21 protein-coding genes are annotated in these 17,967 nt (G+C 69.0%); 9 read left to right on the forward strand and 12 right to left on the reverse strand.

The features are described from left to right. Positions 1-110 precede the first annotated feature (110 nt). Positions 111-524 carry a hypothetical protein gene (locus AB0J87_RS26530; RefSeq protein WP_363969280.1) on the forward strand — a complete coding sequence of 138 codons (414 nt, stop codon included), beginning with the start codon at positions 111-113 and terminating at the stop codon, positions 522-524. Between the two features lie 140 nt (positions 525-664). On the opposite strand, the gene AB0J87_RS26535 is transcribed toward AB0J87_RS26530, so the two are convergent. The 8 genes from AB0J87_RS26535 to AB0J87_RS26570 all read right to left on the reverse strand — a co-directional run bounded on the left by AB0J87_RS26535 (position 665) and on the right by AB0J87_RS26570 (position 6,584). Then, positions 665-922 carry a hypothetical protein gene (locus AB0J87_RS26535; protein WP_363969282.1) on the reverse strand — a complete coding sequence of 86 codons (258 nt, stop codon included), beginning with the start codon at positions 920-922 and terminating at the stop codon, positions 665-667. Positions 923-985: 63 nt separating this feature from the next. Further along, entirely contained in the window at positions 986-1,147 is a 162-nt protein-coding gene (locus tag AB0J87_RS26540; protein ID WP_363969284.1) for a CDGSH iron-sulfur domain-containing protein, read from the reverse strand. Positions 1,148-1,163: 16 nt separating this feature from the next. Beyond that, positions 1,164-1,844, reverse strand: a complete 681-nt coding sequence (locus tag AB0J87_RS26545) for a HemK2/MTQ2 family protein methyltransferase (RefSeq protein ID WP_363970120.1) — start codon at positions 1,842-1,844, stop codon at positions 1,164-1,166. A 9-nt stretch (positions 1,845-1,853) separates the two neighbouring features. After that, positions 1,854-2,825 carry an iron-containing redox enzyme family protein gene (locus AB0J87_RS26550; RefSeq protein WP_363969286.1) on the reverse strand — a complete coding sequence of 324 codons (972 nt, stop codon included), beginning with the start codon at positions 2,823-2,825 and terminating at the stop codon, positions 1,854-1,856. Continuing rightward, positions 2,822-3,949: a glutamate--cysteine ligase gene (locus AB0J87_RS26555; protein WP_363969288.1), complete on the reverse strand. Its 1,128-nt coding sequence runs from the start codon at positions 3,947-3,949 to the stop codon at positions 2,822-2,824. The genes AB0J87_RS26550 and AB0J87_RS26555 overlap by 4 nt, the downstream gene beginning before the upstream one ends. 245 nt (positions 3,950-4,194) lie before the next feature. Beyond that, a complete protein-coding gene (locus tag AB0J87_RS26560) occupies positions 4,195-4,680 on the reverse strand; it encodes a site-specific integrase (RefSeq protein WP_363970122.1) in 486 nt (161 codons plus the stop codon). A 154-nt stretch (positions 4,681-4,834) separates the two neighbouring features. Continuing rightward, positions 4,835-6,028: an FAD-dependent oxidoreductase gene (locus tag AB0J87_RS26565; protein WP_363969290.1), complete on the reverse strand. Its 1,194-nt coding sequence runs from the start codon at positions 6,026-6,028 to the stop codon at positions 4,835-4,837. A 1-nt stretch (position 6,029) separates the two neighbouring features. After that, a complete protein-coding gene (locus tag AB0J87_RS26570; protein WP_363969292.1) occupies positions 6,030-6,584 on the reverse strand; it encodes a TetR/AcrR family transcriptional regulator in 555 nt (184 codons plus the stop codon). Between the two features lie 354 nt (positions 6,585-6,938). On the opposite strand from AB0J87_RS26570, the gene AB0J87_RS26575 reads away from it, so the two are divergent. After that, positions 6,939-7,148, forward strand: a complete 210-nt coding sequence (locus AB0J87_RS26575; RefSeq protein WP_363969294.1) for a hypothetical protein — start codon at positions 6,939-6,941, stop codon at positions 7,146-7,148. 266 nt (positions 7,149-7,414) lie between these two features. On the opposite strand, the gene AB0J87_RS26580 is transcribed toward AB0J87_RS26575, so the two are convergent. After that, the gene (locus tag AB0J87_RS26580; protein ID WP_363969295.1) at positions 7,415-8,638 is read right to left on the reverse strand and encodes an MFS transporter; all 1,224 of its coding nucleotides are present in this window, start codon (positions 8,636-8,638) and stop codon (positions 7,415-7,417) included. A gap of 85 nt (positions 8,639-8,723) precedes the next feature. Here AB0J87_RS26580 and AB0J87_RS26585 point away from each other — a divergent pair, with 85 nt between their 5' ends. The 3 genes from AB0J87_RS26585 (at position 8,724) to AB0J87_RS26595 (ending at position 11,465) form a co-directional block, all read left to right on the forward strand. Next, positions 8,724-9,617, forward strand: a complete 894-nt coding sequence (locus AB0J87_RS26585) for a LysR family transcriptional regulator (RefSeq protein WP_363969297.1) — start codon at positions 8,724-8,726, stop codon at positions 9,615-9,617. A gap of 139 nt (positions 9,618-9,756) precedes the next feature. After that, the gene (locus AB0J87_RS26590) at positions 9,757-10,644 is read left to right on the forward strand and encodes an alpha/beta hydrolase (RefSeq protein ID WP_363969299.1); all 888 of its coding nucleotides are present in this window, start codon (positions 9,757-9,759) and stop codon (positions 10,642-10,644) included. Next, the gene (locus AB0J87_RS26595; RefSeq protein ID WP_363969301.1) at positions 10,641-11,465 is read left to right on the forward strand and encodes an LLM class flavin-dependent oxidoreductase; all 825 of its coding nucleotides are present in this window, start codon (positions 10,641-10,643) and stop codon (positions 11,463-11,465) included. Before AB0J87_RS26590 ends, AB0J87_RS26595 begins: the two co-directional genes overlap by 4 nt. Positions 11,466-11,821: 356 nt before the next feature. Here AB0J87_RS26595 and AB0J87_RS26600 read toward each other — a convergent pair whose 3' ends face one another. Next, on the reverse strand, positions 11,822-12,244 hold the full coding sequence (locus tag AB0J87_RS26600; RefSeq protein ID WP_363969303.1) for a zinc-binding dehydrogenase: 423 nt from the start codon (positions 12,242-12,244) through the stop codon (positions 11,822-11,824). A 215-nt stretch (positions 12,245-12,459) separates the two neighbouring features. Between AB0J87_RS26600 and AB0J87_RS26605 the strand changes: the two genes are divergently transcribed. From AB0J87_RS26605 to AB0J87_RS26615, 3 genes are all read left to right on the forward strand, one after another. Continuing rightward, the gene (locus tag AB0J87_RS26605) at positions 12,460-12,909 is read left to right on the forward strand and encodes a nitroreductase family deazaflavin-dependent oxidoreductase (protein WP_363969305.1); all 450 of its coding nucleotides are present in this window, start codon (positions 12,460-12,462) and stop codon (positions 12,907-12,909) included. A gap of 289 nt (positions 12,910-13,198) precedes the next feature. Then, entirely contained in the window at positions 13,199-13,597 is a 399-nt protein-coding gene (locus AB0J87_RS26610) for a hypothetical protein (RefSeq protein ID WP_363969307.1), read from the forward strand. 162 nt (positions 13,598-13,759) lie between these two features. Then, entirely contained in the window at positions 13,760-15,076 is a 1,317-nt protein-coding gene (locus AB0J87_RS26615; protein WP_363969309.1) for a cytochrome P450, read from the forward strand. Positions 15,077-15,571: 495 nt separating this feature from the next. Here AB0J87_RS26615 and AB0J87_RS26620 read toward each other — a convergent pair whose 3' ends face one another. Both AB0J87_RS26620 and AB0J87_RS26625 read right to left on the reverse strand, forming a co-directional pair. Beyond that, positions 15,572-16,189 carry a DUF305 domain-containing protein gene (locus tag AB0J87_RS26620; protein WP_363969312.1) on the reverse strand — a complete coding sequence of 206 codons (618 nt, stop codon included), beginning with the start codon at positions 16,187-16,189 and terminating at the stop codon, positions 15,572-15,574. 92 nt (positions 16,190-16,281) lie between these two features. Next, complete coding sequence (locus AB0J87_RS26625) at positions 16,282-16,680, reverse strand: hypothetical protein (RefSeq protein WP_363969314.1); 399 nt, start codon at positions 16,678-16,680, stop codon at positions 16,282-16,284. A 298-nt stretch (positions 16,681-16,978) separates the two neighbouring features. Here AB0J87_RS26625 and AB0J87_RS26630 point away from each other — a divergent pair, with 298 nt between their 5' ends. Then, the gene (locus tag AB0J87_RS26630; protein ID WP_363969316.1) at positions 16,979-17,959 is read left to right on the forward strand and encodes an NlpC/P60 family protein; all 981 of its coding nucleotides are present in this window, start codon (positions 16,979-16,981) and stop codon (positions 17,957-17,959) included. Positions 17,960-17,967: the final 8 nt, after the last annotated feature.

Here is a 17,967-nt window from a genome sequence, read left to right on the forward strand (position 1 = left end):
CCGGCCGAACTTCCGTACACCGCCGCGGCCTCGCCATGCCTACAACGCTGTCAGCGCCCCTTCTCGACCTACGTGTCACACCGAACCTCCAACAGGAGAGGATCCATCCCATGTCCGAGGCCACCTCCCACGCTGACGAGCTCCGCCGCTTCTTCGACGTCTTCGCCCAGGCAGGCGACAGTCTGGATGTGGACACTTTGGCGGGCTGCTTCGCCGAAGTGTTCCTGGCCGGGGACGCCGGCGGCGCGCGGCCCGTGCCCCGCGCCGCGTTCCTGCAGGCCCTGCCCAGACGCGCGCAGATGTTCGCCGATGCGGGCATTGGCCCGGCCGCCCTCGACACCCTGACCCACCAGCATCTCGACGACCGGTACGTGCTCGTCCGCACCGAATGGACCGCACCTCGCACCGCCGGCGGCGAACACGTCCACCTGTCATCGTCGTACCTGCTCCACCGGGACGCAGACGACACCTACCGCATCGTGGCCTACCTCAACCATCAAGGCCTGCCACTCTCCCAGGCCTGACCGCCACCGCTGCCATCCCCTACGAGCCCGAGACGACACGCGAAGGGCACCGAGCTTGGAGGCCCTCGAACGGATCGCCATCGCCCTGCCCGCCGCGGGATCGCCGCGAAACTGTTCATCACTGCCGAGACCTTGAGGACCTACGTGTCCGCATTCTGATGCAGGGCCGCTGCATGGTCAGCGACCTGAACCGTTCCAGGTTGGTCGAAGGCCCTGAAGCCAGCATGATCGTGCCGGCGGAAGGGAGATTCACACGCGATGCCAGCCCCAGGAAATACCCCGACGAACTTCGTGAGCGTGCGGTGCGGATGGTCTTTGAGGTCCCTGCGCCAGATCGCCATCTCCAGCGCGTCCAGCGGCAGGTCGGCATGCAGATGGTCGGTCAGCCGCCAGCCCATGATGCCGAGCGCACGCTCGAGTGCCGAACCGCAGGTCAACAGCGCTGGCCAAGTTTCTGGCACTCACAGGGTGCGGCGTCGATGGCTGGTGTCGCAGAACGGAAACCTGCGGCTGCGTCTGCAGACGCACAACGCCACCAGGAACCGGTCGGACGTGACCACCGAGCCGTCTTCCAGATGGACCTCGACCGGCCCCTCGACCAGCATGGGCCCGCCGGGCACCATCGTGACTCTGCGCGCCTCAGGCTGCGTACCGCCCCGTGGCGCATTCGGATTTGTCTGCACGGATGACCACCAGTTCCTCGTCGTTGTCCCCCGGTTGCAGCAGCCCCCGGGCCCTGAGGCTCTCCTCCCTCGCCCGCATGACAGGTCCGAAACGCTCCCGTTGCCTGGCCACCACCGACGCGGTCAGCCCCGCCTCGCCAAGCCGGCGCAACGACGCCTCGACACCGTTGAGCGCCGAATGCACCATCAGCAGCGATCCGCCATCCGCCAGGTGCGCGGGTGCCAGCGAGCAGATGCGGTCGAGAATCCCGCGCCCATCCAGCCCTCCGTCCCAGGCCCGCGCCCTGCCGTGGGCGGGCGGCGGCACGGCATTACCCGGTACGTAAGGAGGATTCGTCACGATGAGGTCGAACACCTCCCCAGCCAGCGGCGCGAACAGGTCGCCGTGCACCACCCGTACCTCGAGCCCCCGGATCAGCGTGTTGAACCTGGCGGCCAGCACCGCGCGCAGCGACCGGTCGACGGCGGTCACCCGGACGCCGTCCCGCTGCGCGGCGACCACGGCGATCACACCGGTTCCGGTGCCCACGTCGAGCACCCTGGCTCCCCGCGGGAGATGGATCAGCCGGAACGCGGCGGCCAACAGCGCCGTATCCCCCTGTGGCCGGTAAACGCCTGGCGGTCTCAGCAGGAACATCGCCACCACCTACCGTAAATCGGATACCGGAAACAGCAGCGAACTGCGGCCGGACCGCCAACGGCCCAGCACCAACTCGCCGAACCGCCCCTCCAGCCAGTCCGTCGCCTGCACGCCGAAGACCACGTCGGCTGCCAGCCCGGGCTCCCGATGCAGCAGGTCACCGATGACGTCACGTCGCAGCACCTGCTCGTGGACGGCGTCGGCCTCGATGTGCTCGGTGAAGAACAGCGGATCGACGCCCAGCCGGGTCAAGCCCTGCGCCATCCGCCTGGCGCTGGGCGCGGTGGTGATCTCGGCCGCCGCGAAGTGCCCGACCAGTGCTCCGCGTAGGCTGCGATGCAGGCCGAACAGCGACATCATGTTCACGACCGCCAGCATCTCGGCGGGCGCCATCTCCAGGTAGGCCCCGTAGGAGGAGTCGAGTCCGAGCTCGTCCATCAGGTCGGCGAACAACTGGGCGTGCATGCGCTCGGCCCGCCCGCCGCCGAACTCGTCGAACTCCACCGCCACCAGCGAGGCCTTCGCCTTGCCCTGCAGCCGGGGAATGGCCCAGGCGTGCGGGTCGGCCTCCTTGAGGTGGTAGATCGACCGATGGACGATGTACTCCCGCACCTGCCACAACTCGCCATCGTCGCGCAGATGGTGCGAAACCCCCTGCGCGTCGATCGGCTCGACCAGCAGCTCCTCCAGCACCGCGATCACGTCGTCGCCCCCGGCGGTCCCGCCCTTGAGCGCCTCCAGGAACAACCCCTCCAGCTCGCCACGCATCCGCAACAGCTCAGGGTCCCACTCCCGCTCGCCACTGACGCCGGCAAACCCGCGATAGTGCAGCTCGTAGCAGAGATACAGCGCGAGCTGCAGGTCGTCCCCGAGAGGGTCGGCCCTGCCCACGCGCGGCGCCGGTTCTCCGAATGTCAGCGCCGAAATCACCCCTGCAGACAGCGGCCCACGGGCTCGGGGCAGTTTCGGCTCCTTCATGCGCTCTCCCTGTACGTCCGCGGCCGCTGCTCCCACACGGTCTGACTGCTCAGCATCTCCAGCACCGCCCCAGGCCCTCTCACGGCGGCGCGGCGCTGCCGCTCGGCGCCCGTGCCCGCCCGCCGTACCCGGACCACCAGATCCTCGACCTCGGCCAGGTCGCCGCTGTCGGCCAGGGCGCCGCTCACATACCCGACAAGCTGGCCAAGCAGCTGCACGGCGGGCACGGCGCGCTCCTCGAGCGCGTCGACCCCCGGCCCGTCCAACCCGTAGCGCGCCGCGTTCCACACCGCCGCGGCGCACACCTGCTCGTGCACCCTCGGCGCCTCCCGCCCCGCCCGCAGAGCGGCCTCTGCCGTGCTGACCAGGCCCCTGGTCAGCGCCGCTTGCAGCACCGCCTCGTCGGTCGTACCGGCCGCGTCAGCGGCGCGTACCTCCACGGTCGGCAACCCGACGCCCGGCCTGGCCAGCCAGAACGACATGCCCTCGTCCACCAGTACGCCGCAGTCGACCAGGCGATCCACCTGCCGCTCATATGCGGCGGCCGAGTCGAACCACGGCGGCACCCCCGAACCGGGGAAGCGCGATTGCTGCACCATCCGCCAGCTCGCGTACCCGGTGTCGCGCCCCCGGTCGAACGGCGAGTTGACCGACAGTGCCAGCAGCGTGGGCAGCCAGGGACGCAGGTGGTTCATCACGGCGACGGCCGTCTCACGATCCGCCACGCCGACGTGCACGTGGCACCCGCAGCTCTGGTAGTCGGCGATCACACCTGCGTACATCTCCCCGATCCGTGTGAACCGCTCGCCCTCCGACAAGGCCGGCGCAGCACCGGCCAGCATCGGCGTACCCACCGACACCAACTCCAGCCCCTCGTCGCGAGCGGCGGCCGCCAGCAGAACGCGGGCGGCATGCAAGTGGGTGCGCAGTTCGGCGAGCGTCGTGCACGTCCCGGTGGCCGCCTCGACCTGCGTCTGGAACAGCTCCCTGTGCAAGCCGCCGCCGTTACGCCGCCACGGATGCTCACCTGCCCTGCTGAGGACCTTCCCCACCAGCGGGGCGGGCTCTGCAGAGCCCGCTTCCAGCAGCAGAAATTCCTCTTCCACACCGACGGTTCTCGCCATCTCACCCCCTCGCAGACAGCGCCACAGGAGATACCTTCGAGACCCCTGAGCTGCGGCGCAGCTGACCGAATCCCCTACCCGGCAGGCGCCTAACATGCCTCGAATGAGCGCTCTACCTGCGCGTAGAGGTGTTGGATCGACTATCGCTGCGGCAGGTGACGGCAGATGCCGGCAGCCACGAGGGCGCGGCGGCCGGAAGTGAGGGCGTGCCGAGTTACCTGCCGGGCCCGACTCGACGAGGGCCGTTAGAGGCACGAGTTCGCCGGCATCTGCGGCAGCATCCTGCGAAGCTCGAATATCAGCCACCGCGTCCGATCCATTGGCTTGCTGGAAAAACGCTGCGACTCGGCTCCGCGATCGAGGCGATCAGCCTTCTCGCGCAATCGCCGGGCGATGCCGTTCAAGACCCACAACTTCACGGATCGGTGAGCGCGCCTCCCTGCCCGGCTTCGTCTCAGTGAAACGACGCGAACTTTCTGCGGCGATCTTGTAGGGCTCGTTGATCGCTCCTCCAAGTATTTTGTGGCGTTCGATCCGAGCTTGAGGGCGTCTTCCTTGTCCTTGTCGGACGGCAAGCTGTAACGCCGGGTGGTCTCCAGGCGGGCGTGGCCAAGAATCTCGGCGACCAGGACCAGGTCGGTCTTGCTGCGGACCAGCGTGGTGGCGAGTGTATGGCGCAGGATGTGCGCCGTGGTGGCATCGTCGGGGGTCAGGGAGATTTGGAACGGGATCCGGCGTTAACGAAGTAGATCAGCGGGCCGAGCCTTTCCCTGCCTCCGAACGCGGCCCGCGCCGGATCCCGTTCGATTTCACAGCGCGGCCCTCCACCACATGAACTGCCTCTGCTCCTTGTGCACGCGAGGGCGCGGAAGGGGATGGTGTCGGTCATGCGGCGATGTGCTCCGGACGGACGCCCATACCGATGAAACGACCCAGGAGGTGGCGCAGCGGCGGCAGCGTCCGGAACGCCGTGAAGATCGGAGGCACATGCCGGGTCGTGTCGTCGCCCAGGTCCTTGGGATAGAGGTCGCGCAGGATGCCGAGCTGGAAGGCCTGCGTGATCCTCGCGGCGCGTTCTCTGCGGGACTGCACCCGGGCCAGATCGGTGTCTTGTGGTTCGCCGCCTCGGGCGAGAAGCGGGCCCAGCAGGTTGGCGGTGGCCACCGCGTCCTGCACGGCCAGGTTGATACCCACGCCGCCCGCGGGCGACATGGCGTGGGCGGCATCACCGATACACAGCAGTCCCGGCCGGTGCCAGCGTGGCAGCCGGTCCACCCGGACGCTCAGGTGGTGCACCGCCTCCCAGTCGTGGATCTGGTCCACGCGGTCGCGCAGGGCGGGGGCCAGGTGCGCCACCCGGTTCCGGAACGCCGGCAGCCCGGCGGTCTTGAGCTCGTCGAAGGCGGCCGCCGGGATTGCATAGGCCATCTGCCAGTAGTCACCACGGTCGATGGAGATCAGCGCCCCCTTGCCTCCTTGGAAGAAGGGCACTTGGTCCTGTGGGCGGCGAGGCAGGTGGAACCACAGCACGTCCATGGGTGGCGAGGCGCTCACGGGAGTGAGGCCGGCGCGGGCCCGTACGGTGGAGTGGCGGCCGTCGGCACCGATCACCAGGTCGGCCCGCACCTCCACGGGCCCGTCGGCGGTGTCGGCCAGAACGCCGGTCACCCGTCCCTGATCGGTGAGGAGTTCCGTGGCCTGGGCGCGACGCAGGAGGCGGAAGGAGGGGTAGGCCGTGGCCTTGCCGGCCAGGAAGTCCAGCACATCCCACTGCGGCATGAACGCGATGTAGGGGCAGCGCACGTTCAGCCGGCTGAAGTCGGCGAAGGTGACGTCTCGGCCGCCCATGTTGACCGCCACCTGCGGCATCTTGGTGTGCGGGAGGTTCAGGAACTCCTCGATCCAGCCCAGTTCGGCGATCAGTTCGAGGGTGGAGGGGTGGACGGTGTCGCCGCGGAAGTCGCGCAGGAAGTCCGCGTGTTTTTCCAGCACGGTCACCTCCACGCCCTGACGGGCCAGCAGCAGCCCGGCCATCATGCCCGCGGGGCCGCCCCCGACGACACAGCACTGTGCGCGCATCTCATCCTTCTTCCGGAAACAGCAGCCCGACCAGGGCCGCGATGTCGATGGGGGTGCCCAGCCGCCGGTTGACGGCGACGGTGGCGAACAGGGTCCTGGCGGCCGTGACCGTGTCGTGCGGGCGCAGCTCGCCGGCGTCGATGCGTTCGAGCAGGAAGTCGCCGATGAGCCGCTGGCCCTCACCAGCCAGCGCCGCCAGCGGCCCGCGGGCCTGGGCGGCGCTGAAGAACACGGCCATCAGCTCGGCGTTGTCGGCCAGCAGCCGGTCGAACGCCTTCAGCAGCTCGGTCAGCACCTCGGGAGCCGGCCGCGAGTCGTTCTGCTCCGTCCGCAGCTCCCGCAGGCGGGGCAGGAAGCCCCGCTCCGACAGGAGCGTCTCCACCATCGCCTCTTTGCTGTCGAAGTAGCGATAGAGCAGGCCGGGTGTCACCTCGGCGGCCTCAGCCACATCCTTGACCGTGGCCCCGTCCACGCCCTTGTCGGCGAACACGCGCAAGGCCGCGTCCAGCAGTTGCTCCCGGCGCCATACCGCCTGCTCACTTCGCGTCCTGGACATACTCACCTCATTGAGTAAACGTTTATTCAACATACCATGCAGGTGCCCGTCGCACGGCGCTGGGCGCTCGCGCGTTCGCGTGGTCACGGGGATTGAGGAACATCTCTGCGAGATGTTCCTGCGCTAAGCCCGGTCGTGCCTGGCCAGAAGACCGGGAGGGCCGGCCCCGAAGAATCTTGAAGTCTTGGCGTGGATAACGGCCTGTTATCTGCGGCATCGTGGATCGAGACCTGCGGCGACGCCCGCCGGACGGTACGTGAGGCGACCCTGTTATCTGCGGCAAAGGAGCGGCGTGGCCGCTGGCGTCGGTGGCTGATGAGGAGATCGGCGAGGCGCTGGAGCTGCTGTGGGGCGGTGCGGCGGTCAACACCTGGAACGCCCGCCGGGCTGCTGCCGCGCCTGCTCAAGGACCGCACCGGGGGCCCGGTGTTCCTCACCCACCGTCGCTCGGGGCCGGGCAAGGTGCTGTCCCAACACCGGGTGCGCGCGCTGCTGGACGCCCACACGCCGTCGGCGGGCCGGGCACCGGCTGGGACCTGGACGAGCTGCGACACTCGGCGCTGACCCACCTGGGCGAGAACGGCGTGAGCCTGTTGATGCTGATGGCCGAGTCCCGGCACAAGAAGACCGGGAACGTAGGCGTTGAAGGCGCAAGAGGGTGCGATGGCCCTGAGCGGTTTGTCGTCAGTGGATCGCTTGGTCACGGCGTCGGCGGGTGGCGCGGATCTCGGCATCGGCGACCTTGCCGTCCAGCAGCTCTTCCTGAGCTGGAGCGAGGGTGGTACCCCTACCGAAAACCGAGACTTTCACAGCGGACAGACGGGCATGGGTCAGCTTCCGCTTCGGCGGCGGAGTGCCGGGCCGAGCGCCTGCTGGGCGGCGAAGAGAGCGATCCCGGCGATCGCGCATGCCGCTGCCAGAGCCGTTCGTCCGGCATGGTCGAGCAGTACGGTGCCGGCCAGCGGGCCGAACACGGCACCGACACTCCAGGTGGCGGAGGCGATGCCCATGTACCTGCCGCGCAGGTCCGCCGGTGCGAGGTCGGCGAAGGTGGCGCCGAACATCACGGCGATGCCGATCTGGCCGAGGGTCCAGACCAGGACCGATCCCGCGTAGCCGACACCACTCTCCACGAGGGCGCCCAAACCGACGCCGGCACCGGCCAGGAGCATGGACACGGCCAGCACCGAGCTGGGGTCGCGACCGGCAAGCAGCCGTACCGCCAGTGGTTGGCCCACCACGATGACGATCCCGTTCAGAGCCAGCACCGCGCCGTAGGTCGCGGGGCCGTGACCATCTGCCGTCATGACGAGCGGCAGCGTCGCGAACGTCTGCAGGAACAGGGTGAAATAGGCGACGTAGATCAACACCATGACGATCATCAGCCGGTCGCGCAGGAGCACCGGCAGCAGCGCTCGGCGGGGCTGACTCGGTGTCGCCGGCCGGGTCTCGGGAATCCGGCGCCAGACGATCAGCGCCGCGATGATCGAGGCCGTGGCATTGATCCAGAACAGGAGTCCATACCCATACTGGGCCAGGACCCCAGCGGTGATCGTGGCGATGGAGAAGCCGAAGTTGGCCGCCCAGAACAGCAACCCGAAGGCCCGGACCCGCTGGCTCGGATGGAGGTCGGCCACCACAGCCGACCCAACCGGGCGGAACAGGTCCGCCATCAGCCCGACACCGAGTGCCGCCGCCCAGATCATCGGCACCGTGTCGGCCGAGCCGAGCGCAACAAGCGTCACGGCGGTTCCCAGGAACCCCACCAGCATGGTGTGGCGTCGTCCGATCCGGTCGCCCAGCCAGCCGCCGAGCACCTGGGATCCGATGCCTCCGGCTCCCGTCGCCGCCACCACCGCGCCCGCGGTCGTCGGAGTCAGCCCTTGCTCCTGCGTCAGATAGAGCACGAGGAACGACTGTGCGACTCCGCCAGCGCGGCTCACGAAATGAGTCGCCGCCAGGGACCAGACCAGCCCAGGCAGGTCCAATCGCAGGCGGGACAGTCGGCGGCCCAGCGGTATCGCGGTCGGAGCGGGTGTGTCGTAGGTCGTCATGCCGATGACACTAAGATCACCTAGTACATCAAGAAAAGCGATTAATTTCGATCAAATCAATCGCGATTCGCGATACTCTGACGTTATGGCTGACGTTGAGCTGCGCCACCTGAGGACGATGGCCGCTATCGCCGAGGAGGGAACGTTCGGCCGAGCGGCGGTTCGCCTCGGCTACACCCAGTCGTCGGTGAGCCAGCAGATCGCCGCGCTGGAGAAGGCCGTCGGTGGCGCCGTCTTCGACCGGCCCGGAGGCCCCAGGCCGGTACGGACCACTCCTCTCGGCGAGGTGGTCCTGGCCCACGGGCGCGATCTGCTCACGAAGTCGGAGGCGCTGGCCGACGCCGTCGATCGCTTCAAGGCGGGTAACGGCCGGATCGACATCGGCACCTTCCAGGGCGCGACCAAGCTGATCCTGCCGGCCGTCGTGCGCCGGCTGCTGAGCGAGCACCCCGGCTGCGACATCCGGCTGTCGGAGGTGGGACCGGAGGATCCGAGGATCGGAGATCTTGACCTGTTGTTCCACTACGATCGGATCGACGGCGACGTCGAGCACGTCGAGCTGCTCGACGAGCCGTATCTCCTGGTGGCCGGCGCAGGTGCGTTCCCCGATGGTCCGGTACCGGTGCAGCTGCTCGACGACGCTCCCATGGTCGCCTGGCCGCCCACCGTCCACCAAAGATGGCTGGAACGGGAGCTCGCCGGCGCGGGCGCCCGGCCGCGGATCGTGTTCCGAACGGCCGGCCACGACACCGTCGTGTCGATGGTACGGGTGGGCCTGGGCTCAGCGGTGTTGCCCTGGCTCGCCCTCCAGGGATCCGACGTCTGGTCCGACGACCGGCTCAGCATCCATCGACTGCGGCCGTCGCCCGCCTGCACGTGGTACCTGTACTGGCCGGCCGGGCGCACCCAGTCGCCCCTCGCGGCCCGAGCCATCGACATCGCCGTCGAAGCCGCCAATGAGCTGGCCGGCCAGATGTGACATCGGACGAGTCGCGGGAGAGCGCGACTCTCGTCGCGTGAAAGGGCTCAGCGGCAGCTGAATATATCGCTGTAGGCGATTGATTCAATCGGAAATCATGGCTTTTCGCGATGGGGCCGCGAGGCTTAGCGTGCCGGACATGAACGGTCATCAAGATCACCCCGAACGACTCCTCAAAATCAACGGCGTAGAGCTCTGCGCTCAGACATTCGGCGACCCTGCCGCACCCGCCCTGCTGCTCATCGGCGGCGCCGAGGCGTCGATGGAGTGGTGGGACGATGAGTTCTGCGAGCGCCTCGCCGCCGGCGGGCGGCACGTCATCCGGTACGACACCCGGGACACCGGCCGCTCCACAACCTTCCCGCCCGGCGAGCCGCCGTACGGAAGCGACGCCCTGCTCGACGACGCCGTCGGCCTGCTCGATGAACTCGGCATCGCGGCCGCGCACATCGTCGGCGTCTCCATGGGCGGCGGCATCGCCCAGCACCTGGCCGTGCACCACCCCGGCCGGGTCGCCTCCCTGACGCTCATCGCCACCAGCCCGGGCGGGCCCGGCGACCCCGATCGCCCTGACCTGCCGCCGATGAGCGCCGAGCTGGCGAAACGGTTCGCCGAGGGCGGCGACGAGGCGCCCGACTGGTCCGACCGCGAGGCCGTCATCGCGTACTACATCGACGGCGAGCGCACCTTCGCGGGCACCATCCCCGTCGACGAGGAGCGGCTGCGCCGCGTCGTCGGCCGCGTCTGGGATCGCAGCCCGTCCCCGGCGTCGGCGCAGAACCACTGGCAGCTCGCCGGCGGCGAGCCCGTCCGCGCCCGCCTCGGTGAGATCGCGGTGCCCACGCTGGTGTTGCACGGCACCGCGGACCCGCTGCTCCCGTACGGGCACGGCGAGGCGCTGGCACGGGAGATCCCGGGAGCACGGCTCGTCCCGCTCGAAGGCATGGGGCACCAGATGCCGCCGCCGGAGCTCTGGGACATCACGATTGCAGAGATCCTTTCAGTTTCCGAAGGAGAGCGCCCGTGAACCGGCTGCGATCGGCACTCTGGCTGCCGCTCTTCGACGAGCTCGCCGACCCGCGGGCGGTGGCGAACCTGGCCGCCGAAGCGGAGGAAGCCGGGTGGGACGGCTGCTTCGTGTGGGATCACCTGTCCTGGCGGGCGCCGGTCCAGCAGGTCGCCGACTCGTGGATCGCGCTGGCGGCGATCGCGACCGCGACCGAGCGGCTGCGGCTCGGCCCGATGGTGTCGACGCTCGCCCGCCGGCGGCCGGCCAAAGTGGCGCGGGAGACCGCGACACTGGATCAGCTGAGCGACGGCCGTCTCACCCTCGGCGTCGGACTCGGAAGCGACCGGTTCGGCGGCGAGCTGTCCAAGACCGGCGAGCAGCTCGACGACCGGCAGCGCGGGCGGATGCTCGACGAGTCCTTGGCGATCCTGGCCGGCGCGTGGTCCGGCGAGCCGGTGCGCCATCGCGGCGAGCACTACACCGTCGACGACATCACGTTCCTGCCGCGGCCGGTTCAGCGGCCCGGCGTGCCGGTGTGGGCCGCCGGATTCCCCGGCAACGTCAAGCCGATCCGCCGGGCCGCCCGGCTCGACGGCTTCTTTCCGATCAATCTGGAGCACCCGGACCAGCTCGCCAAGGTCGTCGCCACCCTCACCGAACTGCGACATGGCGAGATGGCCTCGTACGACATCGCCATCAGCCTGCCCTCCGACGTCGACCCACTGCCGTACGCCGCCGCCGGCGCGACCTGGTGGCTGACGGAGTTCGACCCGGGTGTACGGCTTGACACGGTGCGCGGCGTACTCCGCGACGGCCCAGCGAATCCGGGCGGCGATTGAGCCGCGCGGCAGGCGGCGGCTCACCCGAATCCGCCCCTGGCGCCGCCGCTGTCCCAAGCCGATCTGGCGGCCTGGATCGGCGCCAGTCCCTCAACGGTGCTCCAAAAAGCTGTCCGCCGTGGCCTGATATCCGCCATGGGACGGCCATGCCGAGCCATGGCGGACATCCACTGGCTGCGGCGTTAAAAGGGGGCAGACCAAGTACGCCTGAAAGGGGCAGCGGCCTTCACCCCAGGTGGGTACGGCGGGGCGGCGCGAGGTGAGTGGTGCCGCCGCCGTGGAAGAACAGCACGGCCGAGCCGGGGTTGGTGTCGTTCTTGCCATACCAGCGCGTCGTGATCTGGGCGCCGTCGTATTCAAGTCCAGTGAGGGATGAGAGGGGTCAGGCGGTCGGCGCAAGGACGACGACCTTGCCGGACACGGCACCGGCGGCGACTCCCCGGGAGGTCCTCGAGCTGGATACGGCGGCTGATGTCGATGTGAAGTTCGCCTCGGTCGATCGCCGCCACGAGGCCGGCGAGCTGCTTGGCGTCGCTCCGGACGAAGACGTTGAGCCCGCGCACCTGGCGCCCTTCGTCGCTCGGCGCCTGCGTCCACACCGTGGTGTTGACCACGGCCCCGCCGGACCGCACGAGAGCGGCCTGGTCGGCGAGCTGCGACGGCTCGATCGGTGCGAGGTTGAGCAAGAGGTCGACCGGCTGGGTCACCGTATCCACCACGTCGGTCGTGGTGTGGTCAAGGACCTCGTGCCCAGGGGGCGATGTTGAGGGTGACGCCATTCGGCATCATGACACCGGTCGATCCACGCCTTGGCGACGCGGCCGTGCGATACCCCATTGTCGGCAGCACGTTTCGCATGGGTGTCCGTACTTCGGCCATCGTGCAAGCGCACACCCCAGCACTTGACAACCAAGACTGCGTTTTTGGATGAAAACGCACGAGCCGGATGTTGGAGCGTCCTGAACGTGAGTTGACCGACCAAGGGATGGATGCCATGCCTCTTGCGGGTGAGTACGAACCCAGCCCGACGCAGTGGGTGCGCGAGCAAGTGGAGCTGTACGAGAGCTCCGGCGGCACCAAGGGAACGACCCTGAGAGACACGGGAATGCCCGTCATCTTGCTGACCACCCTGGGTGCCAAGAGCAGCAAGATCCGCAAGACGCCGCTGATGCGCGTGGAGCACGAAGGCCGATACGCCGTGGTCGCCTCGCAGGGCGGCGCTCCCGAGCACCCCGTCTGGTACTTCAACGTCAAGGCCCACCCCCAGGTGGAACTTCAGGACGGCCCTGCCAAGCAGGACATGAAGGCCCGTGAGGTGACCGGCGCGGAGAAGGCCGAGTGGTGGGAGCGTGCGGTGGCGGCGTATCCGCCGTACACCGACTATCAAAAGAAGACGGACCGGGAGATCCCGGTGTTCGTGCTGGAGCCGCTGGACAACGACTGACCGCGCGGAAGTCTTGCTCCACGGGACGTATGGGTCCGCGCCTGCCAGGCGCCTGTGCGTCCCGTGGTGCTGCTCCGTCGCGAAGGGGTTCTCTCCTGCCTCCTGGCGCGGCTGGACGCCACCACCACCCGCCTTTGCAACGTGCGTGACGGCTTCGGCCCCACTCCTGCCAGAGGACGTCGCAAACCAGCCGGACGCAGGACGCTGACACGATTCATGGGACTCTCATCTCATCACCATGCGGCTCCAAGACCCCTCCACGACCCTGGTGCCGTAAGGAGGGGGTGTCATGACCGTGGTACCGGATGTGATCATTGGGCCATCGCCTGTCACGGGCCTGCGGGAGTCGGTGAAGGCGTTCGTGGCCGATTGGGGCAAGCAGGCGAGGATTCCGGTGGAGGTGTGGGCGTTGCCGGAGGGTGCGGTTCCCCACGAAGCGGCCCTCCTCGCCTTCGCGGTGCTGGTCGACGCGTTCTCGGCCGTCGAGCAGGCCACGTACGTCTCGATGGCGCTGACCGCCGGGGTCACGTTGAGACTGACCGTCTGCGACGACGGGCCGGGGCTCGGCTCGCACGAGGTCATCGACCGGAGCAAGCTGCACGCCCGGGCCGCCGCGTTGGGAGGGCGGTACGACATCGCCTCATCGGTCGGCAACGGAACGACCGTCACGCTGGAGCTGCCGCTGTGAGCCTCCGCCCTCATCCTTGATCACTGAACGACCACCTGCGGGTGAGCGGGTCGGACCCGAGGCGGTGACGGTCGCCGGAGGCTGCCGCGGGTGCTCGGCACCTTGCCAGGCAGCCGCTCACGGGAGATACGTAGAAGAGATCCGTATGTCCATGGAGGTGACGTGTCGGTGATCCCCGGACCGCCCGTACGAGGTGACGGCGGGCTGCATGACATCGCTACCGCGGGCGGCCTGCATGCCTACCAACTGCGGCTGCACGCCGAATACGGGCCGGTCGTACGTTTCGAGCTGCCCGGCACGGACTCAGCGGTCTCCATCGCGGACCCGGTGCTGCTCGAGGCCACCGCCGGGGTCAACAAACGACCGGAGGAGCTGTTCGGGTTCCTGGCCCCGCTGTGCGAGGCCGGCAACCTGCAGACCCTGCCCGCGGACGAGCACACGCCATGGCGCCGCGCGGTCCTGTCCGTACTGGCCGGTCGCCGCTCCCACGAGGCCCACTTCCCCGGCTTGACCGCGCTCGCCGGCCGGCTGGCGGACCGGTGGGCGAAACAGGCCGGCGAGGGACCGGTCGAGTTGCAGAGGGACCTGAGCGCGCTGTCGCTCCGGATGATCTGCCAGTACGCTCTCGGCAACGGCGTCCACGACCCGGACAAGGTCGTGACGGCCTTCGAGGTCGTGCTCACGGAGTATCTGGGCCGTCAGTACCAACCGGCCGACCCGGGAACCGAGGAGCAGAGACGGAAGCGTGCCCAGGAGGCCCTGGCCTACCTGCGCGCAACCGTGAACGACGTGCTCGCCTCGGCCCAGCAGGACGGCAACGCCCTGGCCGCGGCGTTGGTCGCGGCGGGGATGAGCCCGGCCCGCGTGCGGGACACCGTGTTGATGATCATGCTTGCCGCCCACCACACGACCGGCGTGGCGGTCTCGTGGACCCTCTACCTGCTCTCCCGGCACCCCGCCGAGGCCGAGCGGGTCACGGCGGAGATCGACGAGGTCCTGTCCGATCGTGTCGCACCCGACTACGCCGACCTCAAACGGCTGACCCGGCTCCAGATGGCGCTCAAGGAATCGATGCGCCTGTATCCGCCGGGTCCGTACGGGGCCCGCGAGACCACCGAGGATCTCGTCCTGGGCGGCTACGAGATCCCCACCGGGACGACCATCTTCTATCCGTTCTGGGCCGTCCACATGAACCCGCGGTACTGGCCCGATCCCGAGACGTTCAACCCTGGCCGTTTCACCCCCGACCAGGTCGCCGGCCGACCTCGCTACGCCTACATCCCGTTCGGCCTCGGTCCGCGCAGCTGCGAAGGCGCGAGCCTGGCCATGGTGGAGGCCGAACTGGTGCTGGCGATCCTTCTGAGGAGATTCCGCTTCCAGCCGGCCTCCGGACACGACGTCGTCCCCGTCGAACGGTTCGTGCTGTGGGCCGCGGACGGGATCCGCATGAATCTGACGCCACGGCCGGCAACCCGGTGACGAACGCCCACGAGCTCCGAACGGTGCCCCCCGACGCCTGCGCCGACGGACACGGCCGGACCGGCACACGCTGATCGAGCCGGCGAAGGCCATCTCCAGCATGGACGGGCCGGACATCGTGACCGGGGGCGACGGGGACCAGCTGCGGCTGATGGTGCTGCGCGACGTGACGCCGGACAAGGAGCCGGAGCAGGGCGAGGAGCGGACGCACGGCCTGACCCGAGTGGTCCGTCGGGCCGGGAGTCGTCGAGCTGGACGCGTATGCGGCGCTGCTGACCCAGGTCTACAACGGGTCGGCGGGCCGCTTCGTCCCGGTGCGGCTGGACGACGCGGAACTGCCGCCGTTCGCCGAGATCCGCCGGCCGCTCGACCCGCGCCGCGGCTACGACGCGGAGGTGGCCAACCTCGCCGCGGCCGTCGCACAGAGGCGGTAGCCGGTCGGTCCCGGGGCCCGCCGCGCCGTGCGGCGGGCCACCGGCTCCTGAAGGCCCTCTCCTAGAGGCGGTCGAGGATCTCCCGCAGCTGGGCGACCTCGGCCTGCTGGGCGGTCTCGATGGTCTTGGCCAGCTCCTTGGCCTCGGCGTTGGAGCCCTGCGTCTGCTCGGTACGCGCCATCTGGATCGCACCCTCGTGATGGGCGATCATCAGCTCGGCGAACTGCCGGTCGAACGCGCCGCCCTTGGCCTTGTCCAGCTTCTTCATGTCGTCCTCGGACATCATGCCGGGCATGTCATGGCCCATCCCGTGGTCCATGCCTTCGGACGGCATCGGCTTGCCCCACGCCGTGAGCCAGCCCTGCATGGTCTGGATCTCCGGGTCCTGAGCGGCCTTGATCTTCGCGGCCAGCTCCTTGACCTCCTTGTCGGCGGCCCGGGTCGCGGCCAGGTCGGCCATCTCGACCGCCTGCTGGTGGTGCGGGATCATCATCTGCGCGAACATCACGTCCGCGTCGTTGAACGCCGCCGCGGGCGAGGCGCTCGCCGTCGTCGCGGCGGGTGCGCTGCTGGACATGCCGGCCATGTCCGGCCCCATCGAGCCGCTGTCGGTGCCGCCGCAGCCGGCGACCAGCGCAAGCACGGCTCCGGCCGCCGCGGTGGCAGCCGGGATCCTCATATTCGTGAACATGGTGTTTTTCCTTCGGTGATGGAGGTACGCAGGCCGTCATCGCGAACCGGGCTTTTCAGCCCGTCCGCCGATATTTCGGCCTATATGCGCATCACCGAGAGCACCGCGGGGTTCGGCGCCAGGCGGCGCGGCGGCGCTCTGGCCGCCGTACGCGCCGGGGACCCCCAGCCGCCCATCCCCGCACGCCAGTAGAGCGTGGCGGCCCAGACGACCGCGATCAGAAGCGCGATGACCGAGGTGAGCACGGCCAGGCACACGTCGCTCGGATCGAACCCGGCCGCGTCCCGCGAGCAGATCGCGACCTCACCCCGGTCCATCCCGAAAGACTCCACGGGAGAGGCGTGAACGTGCGAGCCTTGAGCGACGGCGCCACCATGGTGAGAGCCGAGATGCCCCAGCGTGTGCATGCCGGCCACGCCGAACGCGATCAGCAGAGGCAGCAGCCAGGGAAGGCCGGGCAGGAGCAACCGCCGTGCCACGCGCTCCCCCCTCACAGCTGCCGACCTTAGTATTCGCGCCAGGATAGCCAGCGGCGTCACTGCTCACCCGGACAACAGAACAACTACAAGACATAGTAGTAGACGTCCCAACAGCATGAGTCTCCCGTTGAACGCCGGAGGCACTGCGTGCGTATCTCCTCTTGGACCGGCGTGATCGTCCCCTAGCGCAGGTAGTACCCGCCGTTCCGGATTCTCGATGCCGCAAACAGGCCAGACAGCCCTTTCACTTCTGTACTATTTCGCCCCAGGTTCTGGAGATTTACGAGGAGGCGTCGTAGTGGCCCTGCCGACAAGGCTTGGACGAACAGCGGCGGCCGCGGCCCTGTCCCTGGTCGCACTGGCCGTCACTCCCGGCGCCGCCGTGGCCGAGCCGTCGCCGGCCAAGGCCAGAGCCAAGCTCGTGAAGCTGAACGAGCAGGCCGACCAGGTGGTCGAGCGGTACAACCAGGCCACGGAGGCGTACAAGAAGGCCAAGAAGAAGTACGACACTCTCAACACCGAGCTGCGCCTCAAGGACGCCCGAGCCGGCTCCCTGCGCGACGACCTCGTCCGGCTGGCCGTCAACGACTACCAGTTCGGCCCGATCAGGGGGTGGGAGGGGCTCGCAGGCCAGGCCGATCCCACGGCGATCCTGAACAGCATGGCCTCCTTCCGGGAGATGGCCGAGTCCCGGGCGGCCAAGGTCCGCGCCTACGAGGCGGCCACCAAGGAGCTGCGCGACCGGCGCAACGACGCCAAGAGCACCCTGGCCGAGTCCGACGCCGCGCGCGACAAGGTCAGCGACGAGAAGTCCAAGATCGAGAAGCTGATCGCCGAGCAGACCAAGCTGCTGCGCAGGCTGGGCGCCTTCAAGACCGGCGACCCCAACAGCGCCGGCATCAAGTACACGGGCCCGGCCTCCGGCAACGCCCGCCTGGCGCTGCAGTTCGCCTTCGCGCAGGTGGGCAAGCCGTACCGGTTCGGCGGCACGGGACCGGGCTCCTACGACTGCTCCGGCCTGACCCAGGCCGCCTGGCGGCAGGCGGGGGTCGAGCTGCCCCGTACGACCTGGACGCAGTGGAGCTGGGGCTCCGCCCGCCGCGTCCCCCTGAACGCGTTGCAGCCCGGGGACCTGCTCTTCAGCAAGGGGCTGGGGCACATGGGCATGTACGCCGGCAACGGGAAGATGGTGCACGCGCCGCAGACCGGGGACGTCATCAAGGTCGTCGATCTGGACGACTACTGGCGCACCCGCCTGCTCGGCGCGGTCCGCCCCTGACCGGGGGT

It is taken from the genome of Nonomuraea sp. NPDC049625 (assembly GCF_040675285.1).
Classification (GTDB): domain Bacteria; phylum Actinomycetota; class Actinomycetes; order Streptosporangiales; family Streptosporangiaceae; genus Nonomuraea; species Nonomuraea angiospora_A.

Coding starts and splice junctions, on each gene's coding strand:
- AB0J87_RS26530 (WP_363969280.1), top strand. CDS start 111: ATGTCCGAGGCCACCTCCCACGCTGACGAGCTCCGCCGCTTCTTCGAC.
- AB0J87_RS26535 (WP_363969282.1), bottom strand. CDS start 922: ATGGGCTGGCGGCTGACCGACCATCTGCATGCCGACCTGCCGCTGGAC.
- AB0J87_RS26540 (WP_363969284.1), bottom strand. CDS start 1,147: ATGGTGCCCGGCGGGCCCATGCTGGTCGAGGGGCCGGTCGAGGTCCAT.
- AB0J87_RS26545 (WP_363970120.1), bottom strand. CDS start 1,844: ATGTTCCTGCTGAGACCGCCAGGCGTTTACCGGCCACAGGGGGATACG.
- AB0J87_RS26550 (WP_363969286.1), bottom strand. CDS start 2,825: ATGAAGGAGCCGAAACTGCCCCGAGCCCGTGGGCCGCTGTCTGCAGGG.
- AB0J87_RS26555 (WP_363969288.1), bottom strand. CDS start 3,949: ATGGCGAGAACCGTCGGTGTGGAAGAGGAATTTCTGCTGCTGGAAGCG.
- AB0J87_RS26565 (WP_363969290.1), bottom strand. CDS start 6,028: ATGCGCGCACAGTGCTGTGTCGTCGGGGGCGGCCCCGCGGGCATGATG.
- AB0J87_RS26570 (WP_363969292.1), bottom strand. CDS start 6,584: ATGTCCAGGACGCGAAGTGAGCAGGCGGTATGGCGCCGGGAGCAACTG.
- AB0J87_RS26580 (WP_363969295.1), bottom strand. CDS start 8,638: ATGACGACCTACGACACACCCGCTCCGACCGCGATACCGCTGGGCCGC.
- AB0J87_RS26585 (WP_363969297.1), top strand. CDS start 8,724: ATGGCTGACGTTGAGCTGCGCCACCTGAGGACGATGGCCGCTATCGCC.
- AB0J87_RS26590 (WP_363969299.1), top strand. CDS start 9,757: ATGAACGGTCATCAAGATCACCCCGAACGACTCCTCAAAATCAACGGC.
- AB0J87_RS26600 (WP_363969303.1), bottom strand. CDS start 12,244: ATGGCGTCACCCTCAACATCGCCCCCTGGGCACGAGGTCCTTGACCAC.
- AB0J87_RS26605 (WP_363969305.1), top strand. CDS start 12,460: ATGCCTCTTGCGGGTGAGTACGAACCCAGCCCGACGCAGTGGGTGCGC.
- AB0J87_RS26610 (WP_363969307.1), top strand. CDS start 13,199: ATGACCGTGGTACCGGATGTGATCATTGGGCCATCGCCTGTCACGGGC.
- AB0J87_RS26620 (WP_363969312.1), bottom strand. CDS start 16,189: ATGAGGATCCCGGCTGCCACCGCGGCGGCCGGAGCCGTGCTTGCGCTG.